This is a genomic window from Enterobacter sp. ENT03 (assembly GCF_019218745.1).
GTDB lineage: Bacteria > Pseudomonadota > Gammaproteobacteria > Enterobacterales > Enterobacteriaceae > Enterobacter_D.
The window spans coordinates 60,825-85,782 of record NZ_JAHUXA010000011.1 but is presented as its reverse complement, the minus strand read 5'-3'; the positions used below and the strand labels follow the sequence as shown (position 1 = coordinate 85,782).

General features: G+C 55.6%; 21 protein-coding genes, 3 tRNA genes and 1 pseudogene. 8 read left to right on the top strand and 17 right to left on the bottom strand.

The window, feature by feature from the left end; genetic code table 11:
- Window positions 1–9: 9 nt before the first annotated feature.
- The 7 genes from hflX to nnr all read right to left on the bottom strand — a co-directional run bounded on the left by hflX (window position 10) and on the right by nnr (window position 8,011).
- Window positions 10–1,290 (bottom strand): ribosome rescue GTPase HflX, encoded by a 1,281-nt coding sequence (gene hflX / locus KW828_RS14705; protein WP_218337025.1) that lies wholly within the window; start codon window positions 1,288–1,290, stop codon window positions 10–12.
- Between the two features lie 136 nt (window positions 1,291–1,426).
- Window positions 1,427–1,735 (bottom strand): RNA chaperone Hfq, encoded by a 309-nt coding sequence (gene hfq, locus KW828_RS14700; protein WP_072570268.1) that lies wholly within the window; start codon window positions 1,733–1,735, stop codon window positions 1,427–1,429.
- Between the two features lie 96 nt (window positions 1,736–1,831).
- On the bottom strand, window positions 1,832–2,782 hold the full coding sequence (gene miaA, locus KW828_RS14695; RefSeq protein ID WP_088220535.1) for a tRNA (adenosine(37)-N6)-dimethylallyltransferase MiaA: 951 nt from the start codon (window positions 2,780–2,782) through the stop codon (window positions 1,832–1,834).
- Window positions 2,775–4,667 (bottom strand): DNA mismatch repair endonuclease MutL, encoded by a 1,893-nt coding sequence (mutL, locus tag KW828_RS14690; RefSeq protein ID WP_218337024.1) that lies wholly within the window; start codon window positions 4,665–4,667, stop codon window positions 2,775–2,777. Before mutL ends, miaA begins: the two co-directional genes overlap by 8 nt.
- A gap of 9 nt (window positions 4,668–4,676) precedes the next feature.
- Window positions 4,677–6,014: an N-acetylmuramoyl-L-alanine amidase AmiB gene (amiB, locus tag KW828_RS14685; RefSeq protein WP_218337023.1), complete on the bottom strand. Its 1,338-nt coding sequence runs from the start codon at window positions 6,012–6,014 to the stop codon at window positions 4,677–4,679.
- A gap of 16 nt (window positions 6,015–6,030) precedes the next feature.
- Window positions 6,031–6,492: a tRNA (adenosine(37)-N6)-threonylcarbamoyltransferase complex ATPase subunit type 1 TsaE gene (tsaE, locus tag KW828_RS14680; RefSeq protein WP_218337022.1), complete on the bottom strand. Its 462-nt coding sequence runs from the start codon at window positions 6,490–6,492 to the stop codon at window positions 6,031–6,033.
- A complete protein-coding gene (gene nnr, locus KW828_RS14675; protein ID WP_218337021.1) occupies window positions 6,485–8,011 on the bottom strand; it encodes a bifunctional ADP-dependent NAD(P)H-hydrate dehydratase/NAD(P)H-hydrate epimerase in 1,527 nt (508 codons plus the stop codon). Before nnr ends, tsaE begins: the two co-directional genes overlap by 8 nt.
- Here nnr and queG point away from each other — a divergent pair.
- Window positions 8,010–9,149 carry a tRNA epoxyqueuosine(34) reductase QueG gene (gene queG / locus KW828_RS14670; protein ID WP_218337020.1) on the top strand — a complete coding sequence of 380 codons (1,140 nt, stop codon included), beginning with the start codon at window positions 8,010–8,012 and terminating at the stop codon, window positions 9,147–9,149. The genes nnr and queG overlap by 2 nt on opposite strands.
- A gap of 269 nt (window positions 9,150–9,418) precedes the next feature.
- On the opposite strand, the gene KW828_RS14665 is transcribed toward queG, so the two are convergent.
- The 4 genes from KW828_RS14665 to orn all read right to left on the bottom strand — a co-directional run bounded on the left by KW828_RS14665 (window position 9,419) and on the right by orn (window position 10,458).
- Window positions 9,419–9,494: transfer RNA gene (locus KW828_RS14665), tRNA-Gly, on the bottom strand.
- Window positions 9,495–9,530: 36 nt separating this feature from the next.
- Window positions 9,531–9,606 (bottom strand) — tRNA-Gly (locus KW828_RS14660).
- A gap of 37 nt (window positions 9,607–9,643) precedes the next feature.
- Window positions 9,644–9,719, bottom strand: a tRNA-Gly gene (locus tag KW828_RS14655).
- Window positions 9,720–9,912: 193 nt separating this feature from the next.
- Entirely contained in the window at window positions 9,913–10,458 is a 546-nt protein-coding gene (gene orn / locus KW828_RS14650) for an oligoribonuclease (RefSeq protein ID WP_218337019.1), read from the bottom strand.
- Window positions 10,459–10,565: 107 nt separating this feature from the next.
- Here orn and rsgA point away from each other — a divergent pair, with 107 nt between their 5' ends.
- The 3 genes from rsgA (at window position 10,566) to mscM (ending at window position 16,033) form a co-directional block, all read left to right on the top strand.
- Window positions 10,566–11,618, top strand: coding sequence for a small ribosomal subunit biogenesis GTPase RsgA (gene rsgA / locus KW828_RS14645; protein WP_218337018.1), 1,053 nt, complete (start codon window positions 10,566–10,568; stop codon window positions 11,616–11,618).
- A gap of 97 nt (window positions 11,619–11,715) precedes the next feature.
- Entirely contained in the window at window positions 11,716–12,678 is a 963-nt protein-coding gene (asd, locus tag KW828_RS14640; RefSeq protein WP_218337017.1) for an archaetidylserine decarboxylase, read from the top strand.
- Between the two features lie 19 nt (window positions 12,679–12,697).
- Window positions 12,698–16,033, top strand: a complete 3,336-nt coding sequence (gene mscM / locus KW828_RS14635) for a miniconductance mechanosensitive channel MscM (RefSeq protein WP_218337016.1) — start codon at window positions 12,698–12,700, stop codon at window positions 16,031–16,033.
- A 48-nt stretch (window positions 16,034–16,081) separates the two neighbouring features.
- On the opposite strand, the gene KW828_RS14630 is transcribed toward mscM, so the two are convergent.
- From KW828_RS14630 to epmA, 5 genes and pseudogenes are all read right to left on the bottom strand, one after another.
- A complete protein-coding gene (locus KW828_RS14630) occupies window positions 16,082–16,399 on the bottom strand; it encodes a YjeO family protein (protein WP_218337015.1) in 318 nt (105 codons plus the stop codon).
- Window positions 16,399–17,106: a hypothetical protein gene (locus KW828_RS14625; protein WP_218337014.1), complete on the bottom strand. Its 708-nt coding sequence runs from the start codon at window positions 17,104–17,106 to the stop codon at window positions 16,399–16,401. The genes KW828_RS14630 and KW828_RS14625 overlap by 1 nt, the downstream gene beginning before the upstream one ends.
- Before the next feature lie 175 nt (window positions 17,107–17,281).
- Window positions 17,282–17,665 (bottom strand): annotated as a pseudogene (locus KW828_RS14620) (amino acid--tRNA ligase-related protein); the annotation flags it as partial.
- Window positions 17,666–17,701: 36 nt separating this feature from the next.
- Window positions 17,702–19,192, bottom strand: coding sequence for a glutamate/gamma-aminobutyrate family transporter YjeM (gene yjeM, locus KW828_RS14615; RefSeq protein ID WP_218337013.1), 1,491 nt, complete (start codon window positions 19,190–19,192; stop codon window positions 17,702–17,704).
- A gap of 243 nt (window positions 19,193–19,435) precedes the next feature.
- Window positions 19,436–20,413, bottom strand: a complete 978-nt coding sequence (gene epmA / locus KW828_RS14610; RefSeq protein WP_218337012.1) for an elongation factor P--(R)-beta-lysine ligase — start codon at window positions 20,411–20,413, stop codon at window positions 19,436–19,438.
- A gap of 282 nt (window positions 20,414–20,695) precedes the next feature.
- On the opposite strand from epmA, the gene frdA reads away from it, so the two are divergent.
- Genes frdA through frdD form a run of 4 tightly spaced genes read left to right on the top strand, consistent with a single transcriptional unit; the run spans window position 20,696 to window position 23,989 of the window.
- Entirely contained in the window at window positions 20,696–22,486 is a 1,791-nt protein-coding gene (gene frdA, locus KW828_RS14605) for a fumarate reductase (quinol) flavoprotein subunit (protein WP_218337011.1), read from the top strand.
- Window positions 22,479–23,213: a succinate dehydrogenase/fumarate reductase iron-sulfur subunit gene (locus tag KW828_RS14600; protein ID WP_088220524.1), complete on the top strand. Its 735-nt coding sequence runs from the start codon at window positions 22,479–22,481 to the stop codon at window positions 23,211–23,213. Before frdA ends, KW828_RS14600 begins: the two co-directional genes overlap by 8 nt.
- Before the next feature lie 10 nt (window positions 23,214–23,223).
- Window positions 23,224–23,619, top strand: a complete 396-nt coding sequence (gene frdC, locus KW828_RS14595; protein WP_218337083.1) for a fumarate reductase subunit FrdC — start codon at window positions 23,224–23,226, stop codon at window positions 23,617–23,619.
- A 10-nt stretch (window positions 23,620–23,629) separates the two neighbouring features.
- Window positions 23,630–23,989, top strand: a complete 360-nt coding sequence (gene frdD, locus KW828_RS14590) for a fumarate reductase subunit FrdD (RefSeq protein WP_218337010.1) — start codon at window positions 23,630–23,632, stop codon at window positions 23,987–23,989.
- A 35-nt stretch (window positions 23,990–24,024) separates the two neighbouring features.
- Here frdD and KW828_RS14585 read toward each other — a convergent pair whose 3' ends face one another.
- Window positions 24,025–24,900, bottom strand: a complete 876-nt coding sequence (locus tag KW828_RS14585) for a MurR/RpiR family transcriptional regulator (protein ID WP_218337009.1) — start codon at window positions 24,898–24,900, stop codon at window positions 24,025–24,027.
- Between the last annotated feature and the right edge of the window lie 58 nt (window positions 24,901–24,958).

The following is a 24,958-nucleotide window of genomic DNA, read 5'->3' as shown; positions in this document are numbered from 1 at the left end:
ATACGCCGGTTAGACCACGTAGTCCACCAATGCCGGTTCTTGTTTACAGAGGCGACGCCAGTCAATGATCGGCATGCGTACCTGCATACCCACGGTGCCGTCGTCCTCCATCCACTCTTTTTCTATCGCCTGAAGCTGGTGAAACCGGCTTCGCAAACGACCTTCTTCGGGGGGTAAACGCAACGTGTGCTGCGCGACTTCTCCGGAAAGCCGTTCGGTTAACGCCTGGAATAACAGTGGTACACCGACGCCGGTCTGCGCAGAAAGCCAAACCCGAATCGGTTTATTCTCGTCGTCACGATCGATACGCGGCTCGAAATCGTCGAGCATATCGATTTTGTTCATCACCATCAGCGTGGGGATCTCGTGTGCGTCGATCTCTTCGAGCACCGTATCCACCGCGGCAATGTTGTCCTGCAGACGAACGTCTGCCGCGTCGACAACGTGCAACAGCAGCGTAGCCTGACGGGTTTCCTGCAACGTCGCTTTAAACGCGGCTACCAGATCATGCGGCAAATGGCGAATAAACCCTACGGTATCCGCCAGCACGGTTTCGCCCACGTCTGCCACGTCAATGCGGCGCAGGGTCGGATCCAGGGTCGCAAACAGCTGGTCTGCGGCGTAAACCTGGGCCTCGGTGATCTGGTTAAACAGCGTCGATTTGCCGGCGTTGGTATATCCCACTAAAGACACGGTCGGAATATCGGCTTTCTGACGGGAGCGACGTCCCTGCTCACGCTGCTTTTCAACTTTCTCAAGCCGCGAGAGGATTTGCATAATGCGATTGCGTAGTAAACGACGGTCGGTCTCGAGCTGGGTTTCCCCCGGACCACGCAAACCAATCCCGCCTTTCTGTCGCTCAAGGTGGGTCCAGCCACGCACCAGGCGCGTAGCCATGTGGCGCAGCTGCGCCAGCTCAACCTGCAACTTACCTTCATGGGTACGTGCACGTTGGGCGAAAATGTCTAAAATCAAGCCGGTGCGGTCAATAACACGACATTCGCATAACCGTTCAAGATTACGTTCCTGAGCAGGGGTCAATGCATGATCGAAAAGTACGACCGAAGCCCCTGTTGCCTTTACGGCTTCCGCTATTTCAACTGCCTTACCTTCACCAACAAAATACTTTGGGTGCGGTGCTTTACGGCTACCGGTAACCACCTGCATTGCTTCGACACCAGCTGAAGAGACCAAGGATTCAAACTCCTGGAGATCTTCCATATCTTTGTCTTGCGAAAAATAGATGTGTACCAGAACCGCCTGCTCACCGGCGTCATAACGGTCAAACAAGCGTAAACCCTCTTAAAATACCAGCGGGGAACCCAGATACTCGTCGTCTTTTAAGCTGCATGTGCGTTAACTTTCCTGCAACTTAAAATCCATTGAGTACGATGTGGCTCCCCGACATGGGCAACAACAACTAACCTTACTCGGCGTCGTCGCTGTCTTGTTGCGTCGCAGAGGACCCCTGCGCGTTACTGCCATGATGATAGTTACTGGAGCCGCCAGTCGTGTTGTTGCTGTGATGAGAAACTGGACGAGACGGGACAACAGTAGAAATTGCGTGCTTATAGACCATCTGGCTGACCGTGTTTTTCAACAGGATCACGAACTGATCGAAAGACTCAATTTGACCTTGCAGCTTGATACCATTCACCAAATAAATAGAAACCGGAACACGTTCACGACGCAGTGCGTTCAAAAACGGGTCTTGTAATGATTGCCCCTTAGCCATTCTATCTTTTCCTTATATGCTTGTTTTGTACTTAGAACCCGAAGGCCCTGAAAACTGCGTAAAATTTTGCGCACGATACGGGGTAATTGTACACATTCAGTTTGCGTTAGCACCAACTACCTGTAATACCGCGTTTCTTGCCTGTTCTGGTGATTCGCTGTCTAACCAGTGAACCCCGTCCCAGCTACGCAGCCAGGTGATCTGACGCTTCGCTAACTGCCTCGTGGCGCAAACTCCTCGATAAACCATTTCATCATATGAAATTTCGCCTTCAAGATATGACCACATCTGGCGGTATCCCACACAACGAATGGAAGGCATGTCCGTATGCAAATCTCCACGGGCAAAAAGCGCCCGCACTTCTGCTTCAAAACCTGAAGCTAACATCTGATGAAAACGCTGCTCAATTCGCTGATGGAGCAGTTCACGGCTCGCCGGGGCGATGGCGAACTGATGCACCTGATACGGCAGAGCCTCTCCTGACGTTTGCGTCAGTTCCGTTAAAGTTTTACCCGAAATGAAAAAAACTTCCAGTGCCCGGGAAAGCCTTTGCGGATCATTCGGATGAATTCGCGCACCGGCTACCGGATCTATCTCCAGAAGTTGCCTGTGCAGCGCGTCCCATCCCAGCTCGGCCGCCTGTTGTTCAATTTTAGCTCTTACTGCAGGATCCGCTGAGGGTAAAGGCGATAAACCTTCCAGCAGCGCCTTAAAGTAGAGCATGGTACCACCCACCAGTAACGGAATACGCCCGGCGGCGGTGATCTCGGCCATGTGCGCCAGGGCATCGCGGCGAAAATCAGCCGCTGAATACGCCTGTGCCGGGTCGAGAATATCCAGCAACCGGTGCGGTGCCGCGCGTAATTCGTCGGCATCTGGCTTCGCGGTACCGATATCCATCCCTTGATAAATAAGGGCAGAGTCCACGCTTATCAACTCTACTGGCAAAACTTTACGCAACTCAATGGCTAACGCCGTTTTGCCCGAGGCCGTTGGCCCCATTAAAAAAATTGCCTTAGGCAGGCTCGCCATACTCTGGTCAGTCATGTCTCAGGGCGTTCATCGCCGAATGTAAATCAACAGGTTGAACCAGACCACCCGGCGGGGCTTTCACCAGTTGCGGGCAAAGACGTTCGACATCGGCCAGCAGGGTGATGGCCTGGGCCACACTCCACTGTGGGTGGACGCTCTCAAGCTTACGGGCAATCCACTGGGCGGTATTCGCCACATCTAACGTCGTTTGCTGCGCCAGGTAGCCTATCAGTTCAGGAATCAAGATTTGTAAATTTTGTTGGCGTAAGGGTAAAGGCACGGCGCGAATGGTCACATGATGCGCATCATACTGAAATTCGACGCCCATTTCCGCCAGCATTGCCTGGGCGCGTTGCAACGCCGCGCGCTCATCAGCACTCACTTTGAGGCGAACCGGGATGAGCAGCGGCTGGGCGCAGGCCGCCGTACTACCCGGCGTCAGCTGTGCCTGTTTGTACCAGCGCTCCGCCACCGGCAGCGCCAGCAGGAATAACGTATCGTTGCGCTCCAGCAGGGCGCAATCCTGGCCGATAATGGTCAGCACGCGGCCAAAGCTCTGGCTGTGCGCGTCCAGGGCGGATGGCGTCGGTACAGGCGCGGGGGCATTACGCTCAACGGCGGGTGTCTCCAGCAGCTGGCGATATAGCGCCCCTTGCTGCTTTTGATAGCCCGGCTGGGCGTTCGGCCAGCTTGCACCACCGCTGCTTTGCCCGCTGGTATGCGCCCCACTTTGCCCGCCATGTTGACCACTGCGCGGCGCGGTAGTCGGTGCGGCATAACGCTCGGGCGTTGGCTCGCGAGCGACGGCTGGTTCAGCAAACTGGTTTTTACCCGCCGCGATACGGTTTTCCGGCATACTGCGCGGTTCAGGCGCATCGGTCAGCGGCAGCGGCGACTCCAGCTGTTGTTGCAGGACGCTCAACACGCCCTGATAGATAAAATCGTGCACCAGCCGCGACTGATGAAAACGCACTTCGTGCTTGGCCGGGTGCACGTTGACATCCACCTGATGCGGATCGATTTCCAGATAAAGCACAAACGCCGGTTGTTGATCGGCCCCCAGCTTATCTTCACAGGCCTGACGGATGGCGTGGTTGATCAGCCGGTCGCGCATCATGCGCCCATTGACGTAGCAGTACTGGATCTCAGCGAAAGCTGAGGTGGTAGATTTTGGATCGGCCACCCAACCGCGCATGCCCAGATCGCCGTGCTGCCATTCAATTTGCAGCGCCTGTTCGATAAAAGGCACACCGCAAATCGCCCCCAGACGGCGTTCTTTCTGCCCGCCAGGCGGTACGGCACGATACTGGCGCACCATTTTCCCGTTGTGGTTCAGGTTGATGGTCACGTCGAAACGCGCCAGCGCGATACGGCGGATCACCTCATCGATATGTCCGAATTCGGTTTTCTCGGTACGCATAAACTTACGGCGGGCAGGGGTGTTGTAAAACAGATCCAGCACTTCAAGCGTCGTGCCCACTGGATGCGCGGCGGGTTTGATCGTCACGTCCATGTCGCGCCCTTCGGCGTAGGCCTGCCAGGCTTCGGGCTGATCTTCTGTGCGCGAGGTGAGCGTCAGGCGGGATACCGAACTGATACTGGCCAGCGCCTCGCCGCGAAACCCGAGGCTGATAATGGCTTCGAGATCGTCGAGGGAGGCGATTTTACTGGTTGCATGACGCGCCAGCGCCAGCGCCAGTTCGTCTTTTTTGATGCCGCAGCCGTTATCACGAATACGGATAAGCTTGGCCCCGCCGCGTTCAATATCAATATCAATGCGGGTCGCCCCGGCATCAAGGCTGTTTTCCACCAGCTCTTTCACCACCGACGCAGGGCGTTCCACCACTTCGCCAGCGGCGATCTGGTTCGCAAGCTGTGGCGGCAAAACCTGAATCGGCATGAAGTCTCCTTAGTTAACGAACGCGCCGCCTGCTGAGGCGGCACTTGCCGTCTGACCGGCACCGCCCTGCGGTGCCGACTGGATCGGATGTGCCTGGAAATACTGGCGCAGACCGGCGTAAATCGCTTCTGCGAGCTGTTGCTGATACGCATCGCTGCCCAGCAGGCGCTCTTCGCTGTTGTTACTGATAAAACCGGTTTCTACCAGCACTGACGGAATATCGGGCGAGCGTAACACACCAAGGCTGGCATGTTCCGGGCGACGCTTATGCAGCGAACCAATGCGCTGCAACTGGCCAAGCATATTCACCGCAACATCATACCCGACCCGCTGGGAATGACCGAACTGCAAATCCAGTACCGCCTGACTCAGGTAGGGATCGGACTGACTGTTCGCCAGCACATCCCCTGCCCCGCCCAGCAGTTCGGATTGCTTCTCGTGCTGCTCAAGCCAGCTGGCCATTTCACTGTTGGCGCGACGGTTGGACAGCACCCAGACGGACGCGCCGGTGGCATCGCGATTCGGCGCGGCATCCGCATGGATCGACACCAGGAAGTTCGCGTTCTGTTTACGCGCCACGTCAGAACGGCCCATTACCGAAATAAAGTAATCGCCGTCGCGGGTCAGCACGCCTTTAAACATCGGATCGTCATTGAGCAGCGCACGCAGTTTGCGGGCAACCGCCATGGTGACGTTCTTCTCACGCGTCCCGCCAGGGCCGATGGCGCCCGGGTCCTGGCCACCGTGACCGGCATCAATGGCGATGATCACTTTGTCACCGGAGACGCTGCGCGACTGCATGGCCGGACGCGTCACCGTATTGCTGCTGGTCACGCTGGTCACGCGGTCGTTTTGATTTTTGAACGGATTACGTGCTGGCTCTGCCGCGCGCGGCGCAATAGCGGGCGCAACGGCTGGCGTTTCGACACGCTTAACCACGACCGGCGGCGGTGGTGGAGGCGCATCAGCATTAATGGTAAACACCACGGTATAACTGGCGCCGTTTTGCTGCTTCACCGCGCGGGTTTTACCGTTTTGCGTCAGATCGACCAGCAAACGCAGGGATTGATTATCTTTTGGCGTGCCGGAACGAATAGCCTTCACCAGATTGTTGCCGCTGAATTGCAGCGGCAGCCCCTGAATGACGCCGGTCTGTTTGATGTCCAGCGCCACGCTGCGCTTGCCGTCCTGGGAAAAAGCGTATTCCGGATCGCCCATAAAGCTCAGGGTGATGCGTGCCTGATTATCCCCGTTGGACACCTGAATATCGGATAACGTCGCCGCGCCCGCCTGAGTACAGGCCAGCAGCAGCATTGTCGCGAACCAGCTTTTAACGCGATTGATCATCCCGCCATTCCTACAGTTAACCGGCCAGTCGCGCCAGTAACGAATTGCCCGATGAGGAAACGGCAGAAATGCACGCCTCACGCCCTTGTGTCTGATATGACAGATGAATTTCAATGTCCGGTTCAGGCAGCACGCCTGCCCCTTGCTGCGGCCATTCGACCAGACAAATCGCGTCACTGGCAAAGTAATCGCGGATGCCCATAAATTCCAGTTCCTCCGGATCGGCGAGCCGGTACAGGTCAAAGTGATAGACCATCAGTTTGTCGAGGGTATAAGGCTCGACCAGCGTATAGGTCGGGCTTTTCACGTTGCCGTTATGACCCAGCGCCTGCAAAAAGCCCCGGCTGAACGTTGTTTTACCCGCGCCCAGATCGCCGTAAAGATAGATGACCGTCGCGCCATCACAGGCCTGCGCCACGCGCTTGCCGAGATCTAAGGTTGCTTCTTCGTCAGGTAAAGGGATCACTCGATTAATCATGGTTTACGTCAATCACATCCGGGTTAACTACACGCCGCAGCGTGGAAAAAAGATCGGTCGCTAACATACCGCGCGTGCCGTCACGCGCCGCGAGCCTGTCGGCAGCGGCACCGTGCGCCACACAGCCTGCACAGGCGGCATCGTACAGGGTGTTTTTTTGCCCTGCGAGCGCGCCAATAATACCAGAGAGCACATCACCCATGCCGCCGCTGCCCATTCCGGCGTTACCGGCATCAATAATGCCTGTCTCACCGTTCTCGCTGGCGACGATCGTGCCGGCGCCTTTCAGCACCACCACACCCCCGTAACGTTTTACCAGACGACGGGCTGAAAGTAAGCGATCACTTTCAATTTCTGCAACGCTGCAGTTGAGTAGCCGCGCGGCTTCGCCGGGGTGCGGCGTCAGGATGCGATTGTGACGTTTATCGGGATGTAATGCCAGAAGGTTCAGTGCGTCGGCATCCCACAGCATCGGTTTGCGAAAATTCTCAATTTTACGCAGCGCGTCTTTGCCCCATGCCTGTTGACCCAGACCCGGCCCGACGACCACCACGTCGGCCCATTCGAGGCTTTCCTCCAGCGTCTGCGCCGTGAGTTCATGCACCATCAGCTCCGGGCGGGCGGTGATAATAGGACCGATATTTTCGCTGCGCGTCAGCACGCGAACCAGCCCGGCACCGGCGCGCAGCGCGGCCTCTCCGGTCATGCGGATAGCGCCGGCCGTACCGTGATCGCCACCGACAATCGCCAGGCGTCCGTTATCGCCTTTGTGGGAGGTTGGCCGCCGGGGCGGGAACCACGCTGCCAGCTGCGTGGCATCGAAGCGGGTTATAGGGGTTTCCTGTCCCGCCAGCCAGCTCTCCAGTCCCAGGGCATGATGATGCAACTGCCCTACCACATCGCGCGCTTTGCCGGTCAACAGCCCAGGTTTAAGGGCGATGAAGGTGACGGTGTGCGCAGCGTTGATCACCGCACCAGGCGTTGCGCCCGTTTGCGCCAGCAGGCCCGACGGAATATCCAGCGCCAGCACCGGCGCGGGATGCTGATTGGCGTGTTCAATAAGCGCAGCGATGTGCTCACGCGGGGCATCGGTGAGGCCGGTACCCAGCAGACCATCAATAATTAACGCCACGCCCTCCGGCCAGGCCAGCGTCGGCGCATGAATGGTGCCACCGGCATTAAGCCACGCCTCACGCGCTGCATGGGCTTCTTCCGGTAGCGGTTTATCGCTCTCCTGCGCCAGCAGCGTCACCTCAATGCCCGCGGCCGCAGCCAGACGCGCCACGACGTACCCATCGCCGCCGTTGTTGCCGTGACCGCAGAGGATCAGCCAGTGCCGGGCATCGGGATAGTGTTCCTGCGCGACAGCAAAAGCGGCCTGACCGGCGCGCTGCATCAGTTCATACAGCGTGATGCCGAGGCTGTCGGCCGCCTCTTTTTCCGCGCGTTTGAGCGCATCCGCAGGCCAGATGGAGTGTGGTATACTGGCAGTGTTTTTCTTCACTGTATGGTCCGTCATGTCACAGCCCCTCGATCTCAATCAGTTAGCGCAAAATATTAAACAGTGGGGCACCGAGCTGGGCTTTCAACAGGTCGGTATCACCGATACTGATCTCAGCGAAACCGAACCTAAATTGCAGGCATGGCTGGATAAGCAATATCACGGCGAAATGGACTGGATGGCGCGTCACGGTATGATGCGCGCCCGTCCACACGAGCTTTTACCCGGTACGCTGCGGGTGATCAGCGTGCGCATGAATTACCTGCCCGCAAAAGCGGCATTCGCCAGTACGCTGAAAAACCCTTCGCTGGGCTATGTCAGCCGCTACGCGCTGGGGCGCGATTACCATAAGCTCTTGCGTAACCGCTTAAAAAAGCTCGGTGAAAAAATCCAGCAACAGTGCGTGTCGCTGAATTTTAGACCCTTTGTCGATTCTGCGCCCATTCTGGAACGCCCGCTGGCTGAAAAAGCCGGGCTTGGCTGGACAGGTAAGCACTCACTTATCCTTAACCGCGAAGCCGGTTCGTTCTTCTTCCTCGGCGAGCTACTGATCGATTTGCCGTTGCCCATTGACCAGCCAGTGGAAGAAGGCTGCGGTAAATGCGTGGCCTGCATGACCATCTGCCCGACCGGCGCGATTGTCGAACCCTATACCGTCGATGCGCGCCGCTGCATCTCTTATCTGACCATTGAGCTGGAAGGCGCGATCCCGGAAGAATTCAGGCCGCTGATGGGTAACCGTATCTATGGCTGTGACGACTGTCAGCTGATCTGCCCGTGGAATCGCTATTCGCAACTGACGGACGAAGAGGACTTCAGTCCGCGCAAAGCGCTGCACGCCCCTGAGCTTATCACTCTGTTTAGCTGGAGCGAGGCGCACTTCCTGAAAGTCACCGAAGGATCGGCGATCCGCCGTATCGGCCATTTACGCTGGCTGAGAAATATCGCCGTCGCGCTGGGCAACGCTCCGTGGGATGAAGCGAATATTCGCGCGCTGGAACAGCGTAGAGGTGAGCACCCACTACTCGATGAGCACATAGAATGGGCGATTGCGCAGCAAATTGAGAAGCGTAATGCCTGTGTTGTCGAGGTGCAATTACCGCAGAAATTGCGGCTGGTGCGGGTGGTTGAAAAAGGGCTGCCGCGCGATGCCTGACCTTTCCACAGCTTGTGCATAAAAATAAAAACACATTGCTAATCAAGGCGGAGAAGTTCGTCAAGGGATCGAATTAACATTTTGAAATGAAATTTTTGTGACATTTATCATATAGTTAGCAGAAATTTATTCACATCCTGAATCATTATGCGGGATGTGCAAAAAAGCCAAACCTGTGGATAAGTCTGTTTACAAGAATATGTCAAAGAGGAAATAAATCGTCCGCGGCAAGGGATTCCGCTGTGGATAAAGTATTCAGAGAAAAAATTTGGAGCGGGAAACGAGACTCGAACTCGCGACCCCGACCTTGGCAAGGTCGTGCTCTACCAACTGAGCTATTCCCGCTTGGGTGGTGCGTGGCTGTGAAAGCCAATCAAATTTTGGAGCGGGAAACGAGACTCGAACTCGCGACCCCGACCTTGGCAAGGTCGTGCTCTACCAACTGAGCTATTCCCGCTTGGGTGGTGCGTGGCTGTGAAAGCCATTTCAAATTTTGGAGCGGGAAACGAGACTCGAACTCGCGACCCCGACCTTGGCAAGGTCGTGCTCTACCAACTGAGCTATTCCCGCTCTGTGTAACGTTGCAATTTCTGCATCGGTACGGGAGGCGCATTATACGAGAATTCATTTTAGCTGCAAGCCCTCAAACTGAAAAATTTAATTTTTTTGTTCAAGTGCTGCATTAATCGACAAGATGGTTATTTTGCCATCAAAATCCGGGTGATGGCCCCGTATCCTCGTGAGACAGGGGGCCAAAAAAATCTTACAACTTAATAAAATGCTCGCGGTAATACGCCAGTTCGGCCACCGACTCGCGAATATCATCCAGCGCCTGATGCGTATTCTGCTTCTTCAGACCGTCAAGCATCTCCGGCTTCCAGCGGCGTGCCAGTTCTTTCAGCGTACTGACATCCAGGTAGCGATAATGGAAATACGCTTCCAGCTCCGGCATGTACTTAAACAGGAAGCGGCGATCCTGGCCGATACTATTACCACAAATAGGCGATTTGCCTGCCGGCACCCACTGTTTCAGGAATTCAATCGTCGCCAGCTCCGCAGCACGATCGTCCTGGGTACTGGCCTTCACGCGGTCTACCAGACCGCTGCCGGTATGGGTACGCACGTTCCAGTCATCCATTAGCGCCAGCTGTTCATCCGACTGGTGCACGGCGATAACCGGGCCTTCTGCCAGAATGTTCAGGTTCGCATCGGTGACCAGCGTCGCGATTTCGATGATCTTATCGCGCTCTGGATCGAGGCCGGTCATTTCCAGATCGATCCAAATGAGGTTGTTTTCATTTGCACTCATGCTATTTTCCACCCTTCTCGCATAACCAGCTACATCTGGTTAACTAGTATAAAATAGCGTGTATCATAGAGGTTTTGCCCATCAGGGGCGACCAGGAGTCAGCACGATTGAGTAAAAATAAACTCTCCAAAGGCCAGCAGCGCCGCGTCAACGCCAACCACGAGCGGCGGCTAAAAACGTCTGTGGAGAAACCGGACCTTGACGACAACCTGTTTGGCGAAGCGGCTGAAGGCATCGTCATCAGCCGTTTTGGCATGCATGCCGACGTAGAATCCGCAGACGGTGAGACTCACCGCTGTAACATTCGTCGCACCATACGTTCGCTGGTGACCGGCGATCGCGTGGTCTGGCGTCCCGGTAAAGCCGCAGCGGAAGGCGTTAACGTGAAAGGGATCGTCGAAGCGGTGCACGAGCGCTCCTCGGTACTGACGCGCCCGGACTTTTACGACGGGGTAAAACCCATCGCGGCGAACATCAATCAGATTGTTATCGTTTCGGCTATCCTGCCGGAGCTGTCGCTCAACATCATTGACCGCTACCTGGTGGCGTGCGAAACGCTGGACGTTGAGCCTATCATCGTGCTGAACAAAATCGATCTGCTGGATGCGAAGAGCCTCGATGTTGTGAACACGCAGATGGATATTTATCGCAACATTGGCTATCGCGTGCTGATGGTGTCCAGCTACACCCAGGACGGTTTAAAACCGCTGGAAGAGGCGCTCACCGACCGCATCAGTATTTTTGCTGGCCAGTCTGGCGTGGGCAAATCCAGTCTGCTGAATTCGCTGTTAGGCCTGCCGGTTGAGATCGTGGTGAACGATGTTTCCGATAACTCCGGCCTCGGTCAACACACCACCACCGCTTCCCGTCTGTACCACTTCCCGCACGGCGGCGACGTCATTGACTCCCCGGGCGTGCGCGAGTTTGGTCTGTGGCACCTGGAGCCTGAGCAGGTCACCCATGGTTTTGTCGACTTCCACGACTATTTGGGCCACTGCAAGTATCGCGACTGTAAGCATGATACCGATCCGGGATGTGCGATCCGCGAAGCGGTTGAGCAAGGCAAAATTGCCCTTTCCCGCTTTGAAAATTACCACCGCATTCTGGAAAGCATGTCACAGGTAAAAACGCGTAAAAACTTTTCGGATACCGATAGCTGACATTTAAGCTAAGCATCGCCAGAATTGTCACCCTTTTGAAGGATCCGCCGTTTTTACGGGGATCAGGAACGGTAAAAACATTAGCCTGGAGGCTACCTTGTTAGACTCATTTAAACTTTCGCTTCAATACATTCTGCCTAAACTGTGGCTCACCCGCCTCGCAGGCTGGGGCGCAAGAAAACGCGCAGGCTGGCTGACCAAACTGGTAATCGACCTGTTCGTCAAATACTACAAGGTCGATATGAAAGAGGCGCAAAAGCCGGACACCGCCAGCTATCGCACCTTTAACGACTTCTTTGTTCGTCCGCTGCGCGATGAAGTGCGTCCGCTGAATACCGATCCGAACGTGCTGGTCATGCCTGCCGACGGCGTGATCAGCCAATTGGGCAGCATCGAAAACGACAAACTGTTGCAGGCCAAAGGCCATAACTACAGCCTCGAAGCGCTACTGGCGGGGAATTACCTGATGGCGGATCTGTTCCGCAACGGGTCATTTGTGACCACTTACCTGTCACCCCGCGACTATCACCGCGTCCACATGCCGTGCAACGGTATCCTGCGTGAAATGATCTACGTGCCGGGGGATCTGTTCTCGGTCAACCATCTGACCGCGCGCAATGTGCCAAACTTATTTGCCCGCAACGAGCGCGTTATCTGCCTGTTTGATACCGAATTCGGCCCGATGGCACAGATCCTGGTCGGCGCGACTATTGTCGGCAGCATCGAAACCGTCTGGGCGGGCACTGTCACCCCACCACGCGAAGGCATCATCAAACGCTGGACATGGCCGGCGGGTGAAAGCGATGGCGCGGTTGCGCTGTTGAAAGGCCAGGAAATGGGTCGCTTCAAGCTTGGCTCGACGGTGATTAACCTGTTTGCGCCGGGCAAAGTGGAACTGGTTGAACAGCTGCAAAGCTTATCGGTCACCAAAATCGGCGAACCGCTGGCGATTTCCACCGAAGCCATTGTGATGCCGGAGCCGACCCCCCTGCCGCAAGAAGAGATCGACGCCGAGCACGACGCCAGCCCGCTGGTAGACGACAAGAAAGACCCGGTCTGATTTAAAAAAGGTAACTGATGTGCGCCTGATTATCGCTTTTCTGATGGCCTGGTGCCTCAGTTTCAGTTTGGGGGCGTTCGCTGCGACGGCCCCCGACGCTAAACAAATTGCTCAGGAACTGGAGCAGGCTAAAGGCGCGAAAAGCGCGCCGGATCAGGCCGAAACCGTCGAGGCTCTCCAGGCCGCGCTGAACGCGCTTGACGAGCGAAATGGCTCGCTTGAGCGCGCCAAACAGTATCAGCTGGTCATCGACAACTTCGCAAAAACCTCCCAAACGCTGCGTGCGCAGCTGAATAACCTGCGTGACGAACCGCGCGCCATTCCCGAAGGCCTTAGCTCTGACGCCCTTAATCAGGAAATTTTACAGGTCAGCAGCCAGCTACTGGATAAAACCCGCCTGGCGCAGCAGGAGCAGGAGCGCGCCCGTGAAATCAGCGACTCCTTAAGCCAGCTGCCGCAGCAGCAAACCGACGCCCGTCGCCAGCTCAATGAGGTGGAACGCCGCGCCGGGACGCAAAGCGGCACAACGGCGCTGGCCCAGGCACAGGCCCTCAGCGCCCAGGCGGAATCCGCGAGGTTAAAAGCGCTGGTTGATGAACTGGAACTGGCGCAGCTTTCAGCCAACAACCGTCAGGAACTGGCGCGTATGCGTTCTGAACTGGCGCAGAAACAGGCAGGCCAGCTGGATTCCTATTTACAGGCGCTGCGCAATCAGTTGAACAGTCAACGGCAGCGTGAAGCCGAACAGGCGCTGGAAAGCACCGAAATGCTGGCAGAAAACAGCGCCAACCTGCCGGCCGGTATTATCGACCAGTTTAAAATTAACCGCGAACTCTCCCAGGCGTTGAACCAGCAGGCGCAGCGGATGGATCTGGTCGCCTCCCAGCAACGCCAGGCGACAGGCCAGACGCTACAGGTGCGCCAGGCGCTGAATACGCTGCGTGAACAGTCCCAGTGGCTGGGCGCGTCGAATATGCTTGGCGAAGCGCTGCGGGCGCAGGTCGCCCGTCTGCCGGAGATGCCGAAACCACAGCAGTTAGATACCGAAATGGCCCAGTTGCGCGTACACCGTATGCGCTATGAAGATCTGCTGAACAAGCAGCCGCAGCTGCGACAGATCCGCCAGATCGACGGTCAGCCACTGACCCGCGAACAGAACCGGATCCTTGATGCCCAGTTGCGCACCCAGCGCGAACTGCTGACCTCGCTGTTGCAGGGCGGCGACACGCTGATTCTGGAACTGACCAAGCTCAAGGTATCGCACACCCAGCTGGAAGATGCGCTGAAAGAGGTCAACGAGGCGACGCACCGTTACCTGTTCTGGACCTCAGACGTCAGCCCGATCAGCTTCAGCTGGCCGCTCGACATCGTGCAGGATCTGCGCCGCCTGATCTCGCTGAATACGTTCAGCCAGCTGGGCAAAGCAACGCTGATGATGCTGACCACCAAAGAGACGCTGCTGCCGCTGTTTGCCGCGCTGTTCCTGGTTGGCTTCAGCCTCTACTCACGTAAGCACTTCACCCGCTTCCTGGAGCGTTCGTCCGCCCGCGTCGGCAAGGTCACTCAGGATCACTTCTGGCTGACGCTACGCACGGTGTTCTGGTCGATTCTGGTAGCCTCTCCGCTGCCGGTGCTGTGGGCCACGCTGGGGTATGGCCTGCGCGAGGCCTGGCCGTATCCGCTGGCGGTGGCGATTGGCGATGGCGTGACCGCCACCGTACCGATGCTGTGGGCGGTGATGATCTGCGCCACCTTTGCCCGACCGAACGGCCTGTTCGTCACGCATTTTGCGTGGCCGCGGGCGCGGGTGGCGCGCGGTATGCGCAACTATTTACTCTGTATTGGCCTGATCGTGCCGCTGATTATGGCGCTGATCATGTTCGATAATCTTAACGACCGTGAGTTCTCCGGCTCGCTGGGTCGACTGTGCTTTATGCTGATTTGCGGCGCGCTGGCGATGGTCACCCTGAGCCTGAAACGCGCCGGCATTCCGCTGTACGTCGACAAAACCGGCAGCAGCGAGAATATGGGCAACCATCTGCTATGGAACCTGCTGGTGAGCGCCCCGCTGGTGGCGATGCTGGCAGCGATGGTGGGTTATCTGGCAACCGCACAGGCATTGCTGGCGCGACTGGAAACCTCGGTGGCGATCTGGTTCCTGCTGCTGGTGGTCTACCATATCATTCGCCGCTGGATGCTGATCCAGCGCCGTCGTCTGGCGTTCGATCGCGCCAAACATCGCCGCGCCGAGATCCTCGCCCAGCGTGCGCGGGGCGAAGAAGAGACGCATCACACCACCAGCACCGAAGGCATGGTGGACGTGGACGAAAGCGAAGTGGATCTGGATACCATCAGTACCCAGTCGCTGCGCCTGGTGCGCTCCATCCTGATGCTGATCGCCCTGCTGTCAGTGATTGTGCTGTGGTCAGAAATCCACTCTGCGTTTGGTTTCCTGGAAAATATTTCGCTGTGGGACGTGACGTCCACCGTACAGGGCGTGGAAAGCCTTGAACCGATCACCCTTGGCGCGGTGCTGATTGCCATTCTGGTATTTATCATCACCACGCAACTGGTACGCAACCTCCCCGCCCTGCTGGAGCTGGCGCTGTTACAGCACCTCGACCTGACGCCGGGGACCGGCTACGCCATCACCACTATCACCAAATATCTGCTGATGCTGTTCGGCGGGCTGGTGGGCTTCTCGATGATCGGTATTGAGTGGTCAAAATTGCAGTGGCTGGTGGCGGCACTCGGTGTCGGGCTGGGTTTTGGTTTGCAGGAGATTTTCGCCAACTTTATTTCGGGCCTGATCATTCTGTTCGAAAAACCGATCCGTATCGGCGATACCGTGACGATCCGCGATCTGACCGGCAGCATTACCAAGATCAACACCCGCGCCACGACGATCAGCGACTGGGATCGCAAAGAGATCATCGTGCCGAACAAGGCGTTTATCACCGAGCAGTTCATCAACTGGTCACTGTCGGATTCCGTAACCCGTGTGGTGCTGACGGTGCCGGCCCCGGCTGATGCCAACAGCGAGGAAGTCACGCAGCTGCTGTACACCGCCGCGGAACGCTGCTCGCTGGTGATCGACAATCCGCCGCCGGAAGTATTCCTCGTTGATTTGCAGCAGGGTATTCAGCTGTTTGAGCTGCGTATTTATGCCGCTGAAATGGGCCATCGCATGCCGCTGCGCCACGAGATCCACCAGCTGATCCTCGCAGGCTTCCGTGAACACGGTATTGATATGCCGTTCCCACCGTTCCAGATGCGTCTGGAAACGCTGGGCGGTAAAGCGACCAACAGAACGCTGACCTCTGCCGGGCGTGGCCGCCCGGCGGGGAGCTTGTAAATTACATATACCGGCCACTATCTGGCCGGTATTTTTTCATGATGTTGATTACCACAGACAAAGCTGGTAGCGAATAAAAAATTGCCATAGCCAGTATCCGCTAATAAGAAACGTCACCAAATAAATAAACCAATATCGTTTTCTTTTAATGAGAATGGCATAGATTGCCGGAAAAAATATCGGTGATGAAAAGAAGATCCCTACATCTCGGGCATCATCACTTTCAATATACTCCATAAGGTCACAAATATTTTTTATACCATCAGTTCCTATCCACCACTCTTTATCCTGGACAGATAATATAGCGGTTAAAAAAATGGAAGCAATGAACCATAAAAGACCAAGCGTAAATACTTTCCATGTCATTACTGATTCTCCAGAATTTTAATTATAGTCTCTTTCTTTTTGATAATCTGGCGTCCATATTCACTGTATTCGCGTAATGGCGAACCTATGGGTGCATGAATAGAATTGATGATAGCGGCGGCACTTCTTGTTACTCCACGATTATAACGAGAGCCGGCAAGTATAATCTGTTCTTCTGAGAGGTTGGCTGTATTGATACCAGGGTTGTCATACAAAATTAAGTCACGCAGGTGGAAGGCAACGACACGGATATTGAAGCTATTGTCCAACAAACATTGTGCAAGACGGAACTGCTGGGAATGATCAAGTGTTGCAGGGGCGATGCCCAGTGTTTGGGCGGCAACGCCAAGTTGAATGGCGATAGCGCCTACTGAGGTTGTATTAGAGTATTTATTCTTTTCATTTAATACTTCATCTATAACTTGCTTAGCTTGCAGAACACCTAACCCCTTAAACCTTTCAGGCATACCTCCAACTTCTGACACAGCAACGCCTGCAAGAAGGAGTACCGGGATTTGGGCTTCGAAAGCATACTGTTTTATCATATTCCTATGGTAAATAAGCCAGGCGCTTTTATAAATCCATAAATATGCATCGCCGGTCAGGTAATCCCAGTGGGTTGGAATAATGTACCAACGGAAAGCATCGAAACCATCCCAGTGGGGAAATCCAAACTTATCGATTTTGCAGAAAAGCAATTCTTTCATTGAGGCCTCGTTTCTTTATAGAGGTTGGTAAAAATACCATTCCCGATTATTTAAAACGTGACAGTTGCGACAAAAATAAAATGATGGGAAATTCATGCTCCATACCATTTATAAATTAAAACTAATCTATAAATGGCATAGATATATTGAACCACTCGTTTAAGAGCGTAATAAATCAGGCACGATCAACCGTAAACGCAATCACATCGCCCAATTGTTCGGCACCGAGCGCCAGCATGATCAGGCGATCGACGCCCAGCGCAACGCCTGAGCAATCCGGCATTCCGACTTTCAACGCTTCCAGCAGATTCACATCAATCGACTGCTGCGGCAGGCCGCGGGCGGCGCGCTTACGGTTATCCTGCTCAAAACGCTGCTGCTGCTCGCGCGCGTCCGTCAGCTCATGGAACCCGTTCGCCAGTTCAAGCCCTTTGAAATAGACCTCAAAGCGCTCAGCCACGCGATGATCTTCGGTGCTGATTTGCGCAAGCGAAGCCTGGCTTGCCGGGAAATGATAGACAAAGGCCGGGCGGTCTTTGCCAATGTGCGGCTCAACGCCCAGACCTCTGCCGGGCGTAGCCGCCCGGCGGGAAGTTTATAACAGCACTGGCGTTAAACGGCGCTGGTAATTCTGATAGATTGCCAGCGCCATTACCGAGAAGAATATCGGGCCGCCAACCATCCACAGTGCGCTACTCATATCACCGGCCTCGATCACCGGCTGGATCACCGTAAACACATTGGCGAAAGCGACGACCAGCGTCACCACCAGCGTCGCCAGCAACGTTGAACCGCGGGTTTTAAAGATCACAAACGGCCGTTCCAGCCCGGTTTTCGCTTTAAAGTATGGGAAAGCCAGCGCGAGGAACAGGTAGGGCAGCGTCATCGACACGTTCGCCATTAACGTCAGCTTGTTATAAAACGCCGAGGCGGTATCGCCGCCAAACGACACCAACAGAATAAATAAACAGACCAGCAGGCACTGCATCCACATCGCCATCGCGGGCATTCCGCTGGTGTTCAGACGCGTCATCGGGGCGGGCCATAGCGCTTTCGGCGTTCCCTGAATTATCGCTTTCAGCGGCGAGTAAATCAGCGTGAAAAATGCGCCAGTATAAGCAAGGAACATCGACAGCCCGGTGATGCGCGCAAACCACACGCCAAGGGTCAGCGCGGCATCCGGCGACAGATTCAGCGCCTGGCCCAGCGTCATACCCAGGCTTTTCATCAGGACGTAAGTGATGTTACCGAGGTTGGTGGTGTTATTACTTAATACCTGCTGCCAGTTAGTGCTCACGCCCCACAGAAAGATCGCCAGCGAATAACCAACAGAGATGACCATGGCGGCAATAACGATGCCTTTGGCGAAATTCTTTTCCGGATTTTCGGTTTTATCCACCAGTCCGCCGACGGCTTCAATCCCGCCATAAGCAAATATGGCGAAAACCACGAAAGAGAGCATCGACAATCCCGACTGATAGCCCGGATTCGGTGAGGCAATAAAATTCACATCCTGTGCAAAATGGCCGCCATTTAATAACAGAATGGTGATACTGACGCCTAATAACACCAGGTTCAGACACATCACCGCAATACCACCGACCGCGGTGATCCTGGCAATTTTATTAATGCCCTTTGCGGCGATAAAGGTCACCAGCAGCATCCATCCGACAGCGAGAATGCCTACCGACTGGGTGGGCGTCAGACCGAGCAGATGCCAGCGCTGCGTCATATCTGCGCCGAAGATAAAGGTGGAAAACGGCACCCAGACCTTCGCGGCGGTACTGACCATCCAGATCACATAGGATGAGAACCACATAAAGGTGCCGATAAACGCATAGCGTGGGCCGACGCTGTGTTCCATCCACGAATAAATCCCGCCCTCTTCTTTACGATATGCCGCGCCCATTTCCGCCATCATCAGCGCAAAAGGAATAAAAAAGAAGAGTGCGGAAAATATATACCAGGGCGTTGCGCTGTATCCCATTAAATAGAATGCCGAGGGGCTATTCGCAAAACCGAATACCGATGTGAAGATCATTAATATTAACCCGGTGAGGGTCATTTTTTTCATTGTTTCAGCCATAGATCCATCCATCATCCTGAATAATATCTTCAGAAAAATTAATTATTTAACTGGCCTCACATCGTCCAGCAGAGGCCCACCCGAAAGCCGTACAGCAGAATGGCGCAGGATGGTAGCAAAAAGCCGGATTAAAATTGTGACTTTGCAAAGGAAAATGAAAAAATGCCCCATAAGGAGCATTTTTTACGACATTTTATATTCAAGAATAAAATGTGACCCCGACAGATGCCGGGGCGGCGGGTGTTACGCCCGGTCGACGGTAAAGGCGATCACTTCACTTAAGGTTTCAGCGCCCAGCGCCAGCATGATCAGGCGGTCGACGCCCAGCGCAACGCCTGAGCAATCCGGCATCCCGACTTTCAACGCTTCCAGCAGATTCACATCAATCGGCTGCTGCGGCAGGCCGCGGGCGGCGCGCTTACGGTTATCCTGCTCAAAACGCAGCTGCTGTTCGCGCGCGTCCGTCAGCTCATGGAACCCGTTCGCCAGTTCAAGCCCTTTGAAATAGACCTCAAAGCGCTCGGCCACGCGATGATCTTCGGTGCTGATTTGCGCAAGCGAAGCCTGGCTTGCCGGGAAATGATAGACAAAGGCCGGGCGGTCTTTGCCAATGTGCGGCTCAACGCCCATGGTGAACAGCAGTTGCAACAGCGTGTCACGATCGTCTTCGGTATCGGCGATGTTGCTCAGATCCAGCTTCGCCGCCACGTCGCGCAGCTGCTGTTTATCCGCAGAGAGCGGATCGATTTCCAGATGGCGCTGGAAAGCCTGCTGGTAAGAGAGGGATTCCGCCGGCGGGCATTCGAGCACCTGTTGCAGCAGATCGTCCACTTCATTCATCAGACGGTACATGTCGTAATGCGGGCGATACCACTCCAGCATGGTGAATTCCGGGTTGTGATGACGCCCCATCTCTTCATTACGGAAGCTGCGACACAGCTGGAACACCGGGCCACAGCCCGCCACCAGCAGGCGCTTCATGTGGTATTCCGGGCTGGTCATCAGATAGAGATCCATCCCCTGAGAATGACCAGGGCCAACAAAACGGGTTTCGAACGGGAACAGATGAACATCCGTCACCGTCGCCTGACTCATGCAGGGCGTTTCCACCTCCAGTACACCGCGGTCGGCAAAGAAACGGCGGATTTCCGCAATCTTCGCGGCGCGTTTCAGTAAATTGGGGATGGATGCGCTCGGCTGCCAGGTTGCCGTCTCGCTCATGGTAATTCTCCGTATGCTGATAAGGGCACGAAGTCTACCCGTTACCCGCCGGAGAGACAAATTTTGCACAGTAATTTATTACTCGCGGCGTACGGGCAATAAAACTGCCCCGATCCATTAAACAGAGTGATAAATGACGCCGTGGATCGGTAAAAAAATCGAACGCATCAAATTTCCCTTTCTCCCGCAAGGTTATACTGCCTCCCCATAATGGAGCAGTGGACATGCTTTCGCGACGCCTGTAATGCGCGAAGCGGAATAACTAAAACCTGGAGGAATGTCGTGCAAACCTTTCAAGCCGATCTTGCCGTAATTGGCGCAGGTGGTGCCGGATTACGCGCCGCGATAGCCGCGGCACAAGCGAATCCCAATGCTAAAATCGCCCTGATCTCAAAAGTCTATCCTATGCGTAGCCATACCGTGGCCGCAGAAGGAGGGTCTGCCGCCGTCGCGCAGGATCATGACAGCTTTGATTACCATTTTCACGATACCGTGGCCGGTGGAGACTGGCTGTGCGAACAAGATGTGGTGGATTATTTCGTGCATCACTGCCCGACAGAAATGATCCAGCTGGAACAGTGGGGCTGCCCGTGGAGTCGCCGCCCGGATGGTTCCGTTAATGTGCGCCGTTTTGGCGGCATGAAAATTGAACGTACCTGGTTTGCCGCCGACAAAACCGGCTTCCACATGCTACACACCCTCTTCCAGACCTCCCTGCAATTTCCGCAGATCCAGCGCTTTGACGAGCACTTTGTTCTGGACGTGCTGGTGGATGATGGCGCGGTGCGCGGCCTTGTCGCCATGAATATGATGGAAGGATCGCTGGTGCAGATCCGCGCCAATGCGGTGATCATGGCCACCGGCGGTGCCGGGCGTGTGTACCGCTTTAACACCAACGGCGGCATCGTTACCGGCGACGGCATGGGCATCGCGCTTAACCACGGCGTGGCGCTACGCGACATGGAGTTTGTGCAGTATCACCCGACGGGCCTGCCAGGTTCCGGCATCCTGATGACCGAAGGCTGCCGTGGCGAAGGCGGTATTCTGGTGAACAAAGACGGTTACCGTTATCTCCAGGATTACGGTATGGGCCCGGAAACGCCGCTTGGCGAGCCGAAAAACAAATACATGGAGCTGGGGCCGCGCGACAAAGTGTCCCAGGCCTTCTGGCACGAGTGGCGTAAAGGCAACACGATCCCGACGCCACGCGGCGACGTGGTCTATCTGGATCTGCGCCATCTGGGCGAGAAAAAGCTGCTCGAACGTCTGCCGTTTATCTGTGAACTTGCCAAAGCTTATGTGGGTGTCGATCCGGTTAAGGATCCGATCCCGGTGCGCCCGACCGCGCACTACACCATGGGCGGCATCGAAACCGATCAGCACTGTGAAACGCGCATCAAAGGCCTGTTCGCAGTGGGTGAATGCTCGTCCGTCGGGCTGCACGGTGCGAACCGCCTTGGCTCGAACTCACTGGCTGAACTGGTGGTCTTTGGCCGTCTCGCCGGTGAAAAAGCCATGGAACATGCCATGAGCGTACATCAGTCTGACGACGCAGCATTGAATGCACAGGCCGGAGATGTGGAGCAGCGTCTGAAAGATCTGGTTAATCAGGAAGGCACGGAAAACTGGGCGCATCTGCGTGACGAAATGGGCATGTCGATGGAAGAAGGCTGCGGCATCTACCGCACACCGGAATTGATGCAGAAAACCATCGATAAACTGGCGGAGTTGCAGGAGCGCTTCAAACGCGTGCGTATCACCGACACTTCCAGCGTGTTCAATACCGATCTGCTGTATACCCTTGAACTGAAGCATGGCCTGAACGTGGCGGAGTGCATGGCGCACTCGGCCATGGCCCGTAAAGAGTCGCGCGGCGCGCATCAGCGTCTGGATGAAGGTTGTACCGAACGCGATGACGTCAACTTCCTCAAACATACGCTCGCTTATCGCGATGCTGATGGCACGACGCGTCTGGAATACAGCGACGTGAAGATCACCACATTGCCGCCGGCAAAACGTATGTATGGCGGCGAAGCGGAAGCAGCCGAGAATAAGGAGAAGGCGAATGGCTGAGCTACAAACCCTGAAAATCGAGGTGGTGCGCTATAACCCGGAAGTGGACAGCGCCCCGCACAGCGCGTTTTACGACGTGCCCTTTGATGAGCAAACCTCACTGCTGGACGCGCTGGGCTACATCAAGGATAACCTTGCGCCGGACCTCAGCTACCGCTGGTCGTGCCGCATGGCAATTTGTGGCTCCTGCGGCATGATGGTCAACAAGGTGCCGAAGCTGGCCTGCAAAACCTTCCTGCGCGAGTACGAAAACGGCATGAAGGTAGAAGCGCTGGCTAACTTCCCGATCGAGCGCGATCTGGTGGTCGATATGACGCACTTTATCGAAAGCCTGGAGGCGATCAAACCGTACATTATTGGTAATCCGCGCACGCCGGATCAGGGCACAAACACCCAGACCCCGGCGCAGATGGCGAAATACCATCAGTTCTCCGGCTGTATCAACTGTGGCCTGTGCTACGCGGCCTGCCCGCAGTTCGGTCTGAATCCGGAATTCATCGGCCCGGCGGCGATCACGCTGGCGCACCGCTATAACGAAGACAGCCGCGATCACGGCAAGAAAGAACGTATGGCGCAGCTTAACAGCCAGAACGGCGTCTGGAGCTGTACGTTTGTGGGCTACTGCTCTGTCGTTTGTCCAAAGCACGTCGATCCGGCGGCGGCCATTCAGCAGGGAAAAGTGGAAAGCTCGAAAGACTTTCTTATCGCCACCCTGAAACCACGCTAAGGAGCGCATGATGACAACGAAACGTAAACCTTACGTGCGGCCGGTGCCGTCAACCTGGTGGAAAAACCTGCCGTTTTATCGCTTCTATATGCTGCGAGAAGGCACAGCGATCACCACCGTCTGGTTCAGCATCGTGCTGATTTATGGCTTATTTGCGCTAAAGCACGGACCTGAAAGCTGGACGGGGTTTGTCGGCTTCCTGCAAAACCCGGTGGTGGTCATTCTTAACCTGATCACGCTGGCGGGCGCGTTGCTGCACACCAAAACCTGGTTCGAGCTGGCGCCGAAAGCCGCGAATATCGTTATCAAAGACGAGAAAATGGGACCGCAGCCGATCATCAAAGGACTGTGGGTTGTCACGATTCTGGTGACACTGGCGGTACTGTTTGTCGCCCTGTACTGGTAAGGAGGCCAAAATGATTAATCCAAATCCACAACGCTCTGACGAACCCGTCTTCTGGGGTCTGTTTGGTGCCGGCGGTATGTGGGGCGCATTCTTCGCGCCGGTGATGGTGCTGCTGGTTGGCGTCCTGCTGCCGCTGGGACTGTATCCCGGCGAGGCGCTCGGCTTTGAGCGAGTGCTGGCGTTCGCGCACAGTCTGCCTGGCCGCGCCTTCATCTTCCTGATGATTGTGCTGCCGCTGTGGTGTGGCCTGCACCGTATTCATCACCTGATGCATGACCTGAAGATCCACGTACCCAACGGTAAATGGGTATTCTACGGCCTTGCCGCGATCTTAAGCGTAGTGACGCTGGTCGGGGTGATCTTCCTGTAAAACATCATGCCGGGTGGCGCTAACGCTTACCCGGCCTATCCCTCGCGCTTGATTCTTTCTTTAATCAAAATCTCTTTTATCGACTCCCCTGGCGAGGCGCTGTCTTTGGCATTGTGCAGGGTAATTTCCGTGCACAAAAATTCGATGATAAACAGCTGCGAGATACGCGTGGCAATAGAGTCGCCCTGATAGGGCCCGGCGGCGCCGCAGGTCAGTAAAAAATTATCTGCCAGCTCGTTGAGCGGCGACTGTGGACTATGGGTGATCGCCAGCCGGTGCGCCCCGGCGTTGTGCGCCAGCCGGAACGCGTTCACCACTTCAGGCGTTTCGCCGGAATGCGAAAATGCCACCACCAGATCATCGCGTTTCAGGTTGGCGAGCTTAAGCGTCATGGTAAAACGGTCGGTAAAGGCTTCCGAATCGATCCCAATACGGTTCATTTTGTCGCGCGCTTCCAGCGCCGCGAGGCCCGACGCGCCAAAGCCCACGAACATCACCCGCCGGGCGCGTATAAACTGCTCGACGATGTGTTTGATTTTACGCATATCGATCAGATCGATAGTTTCTTTCACCGTGGTATCCAGCGTCAGGGCGATTTTTTGCGCCACGTCGTTACGCGAGTCACCGAGAAAAATATCGGGCGAGGATGGCAGCGTGAAATCGCTCTCCGCCAGCAATTCGCGCTTTAATTCGGTTTTCAGACTCAGCAAACCGCCGTAGCCGATTTTCTTGCAAAACCGCACGATGGTGGCTTCGCTGACGCCGGAACCCAGCGCCAGTTTTTTCACCGGCAGTTGCACCACCTGCGCCGGATTTTGCAGGATAAATTCCGCCACTTTACGATCTGAGCCGCTAAGGCTGGTCAGAATATTGGCGATATAAACACGGACATTCTCTTTATTCACACTCATCCTGGCTCTCCCGACGCCTGCACGAACATGGCATCGCGCAAAAGAATATGCCGGGTAG

Coding starts and splice junctions, on each gene's coding strand:
- hfq (WP_072570268.1), bottom strand. CDS start 1,735: ATGGCTAAGGGGCAATCATTACAAGACCCGTTTTTGAACGCACTGCGT.
- miaA (WP_088220535.1), bottom strand. CDS start 2,782: ATGACTGACCAGAGTATGGCGAGCCTGCCTAAGGCAATTTTTTTAATG.
- mutL (WP_218337024.1), bottom strand. CDS start 4,667: ATGCCGATTCAGGTTTTGCCGCCACAGCTTGCGAACCAGATCGCCGCT.
- amiB (WP_218337023.1), bottom strand. CDS start 6,014: ATGATCAATCGCGTTAAAAGCTGGTTCGCGACAATGCTGCTGCTGGCC.
- tsaE (WP_218337022.1), bottom strand. CDS start 6,492: ATGATTAATCGAGTGATCCCTTTACCTGACGAAGAAGCAACCTTAGAT.
- queG (WP_218337020.1), top strand. CDS start 8,010: ATGTCACAGCCCCTCGATCTCAATCAGTTAGCGCAAAATATTAAACAG.
- nnr (WP_218337021.1), bottom strand. CDS start 8,011: ATGACGGACCATACAGTGAAGAAAAACACTGCCAGTATACCACACTCC.
- orn (WP_218337019.1), bottom strand. CDS start 10,458: ATGAGTGCAAATGAAAACAACCTCATTTGGATCGATCTGGAAATGACC.
- KW828_RS14630 (WP_218337015.1), bottom strand. CDS start 16,399: ATGACATGGAAAGTATTTACGCTTGGTCTTTTATGGTTCATTGCTTCC.
- KW828_RS14625 (WP_218337014.1), bottom strand. CDS start 17,106: ATGAAAGAATTGCTTTTCTGCAAAATCGATAAGTTTGGATTTCCCCAC.
- yjeM (WP_218337013.1), bottom strand. CDS start 19,192: ATGGCTGAAACAATGAAAAAAATGACCCTCACCGGGTTAATATTAATG.
- epmA (WP_218337012.1), bottom strand. CDS start 20,413: ATGAGCGAGACGGCAACCTGGCAGCCGAGCGCATCCATCCCCAATTTA.
- KW828_RS14600 (WP_088220524.1), top strand. CDS start 22,479: ATGGCTGAGCTACAAACCCTGAAAATCGAGGTGGTGCGCTATAACCCG.
- frdC (WP_218337083.1), top strand. CDS start 23,224: ATGACAACGAAACGTAAACCTTACGTGCGGCCGGTGCCGTCAACCTGG.
- frdD (WP_218337010.1), top strand. CDS start 23,630: ATGATTAATCCAAATCCACAACGCTCTGACGAACCCGTCTTCTGGGGT.
- KW828_RS14585 (WP_218337009.1), bottom strand. CDS start 24,900: ATGAGTGTGAATAAAGAGAATGTCCGTGTTTATATCGCCAATATTCTG.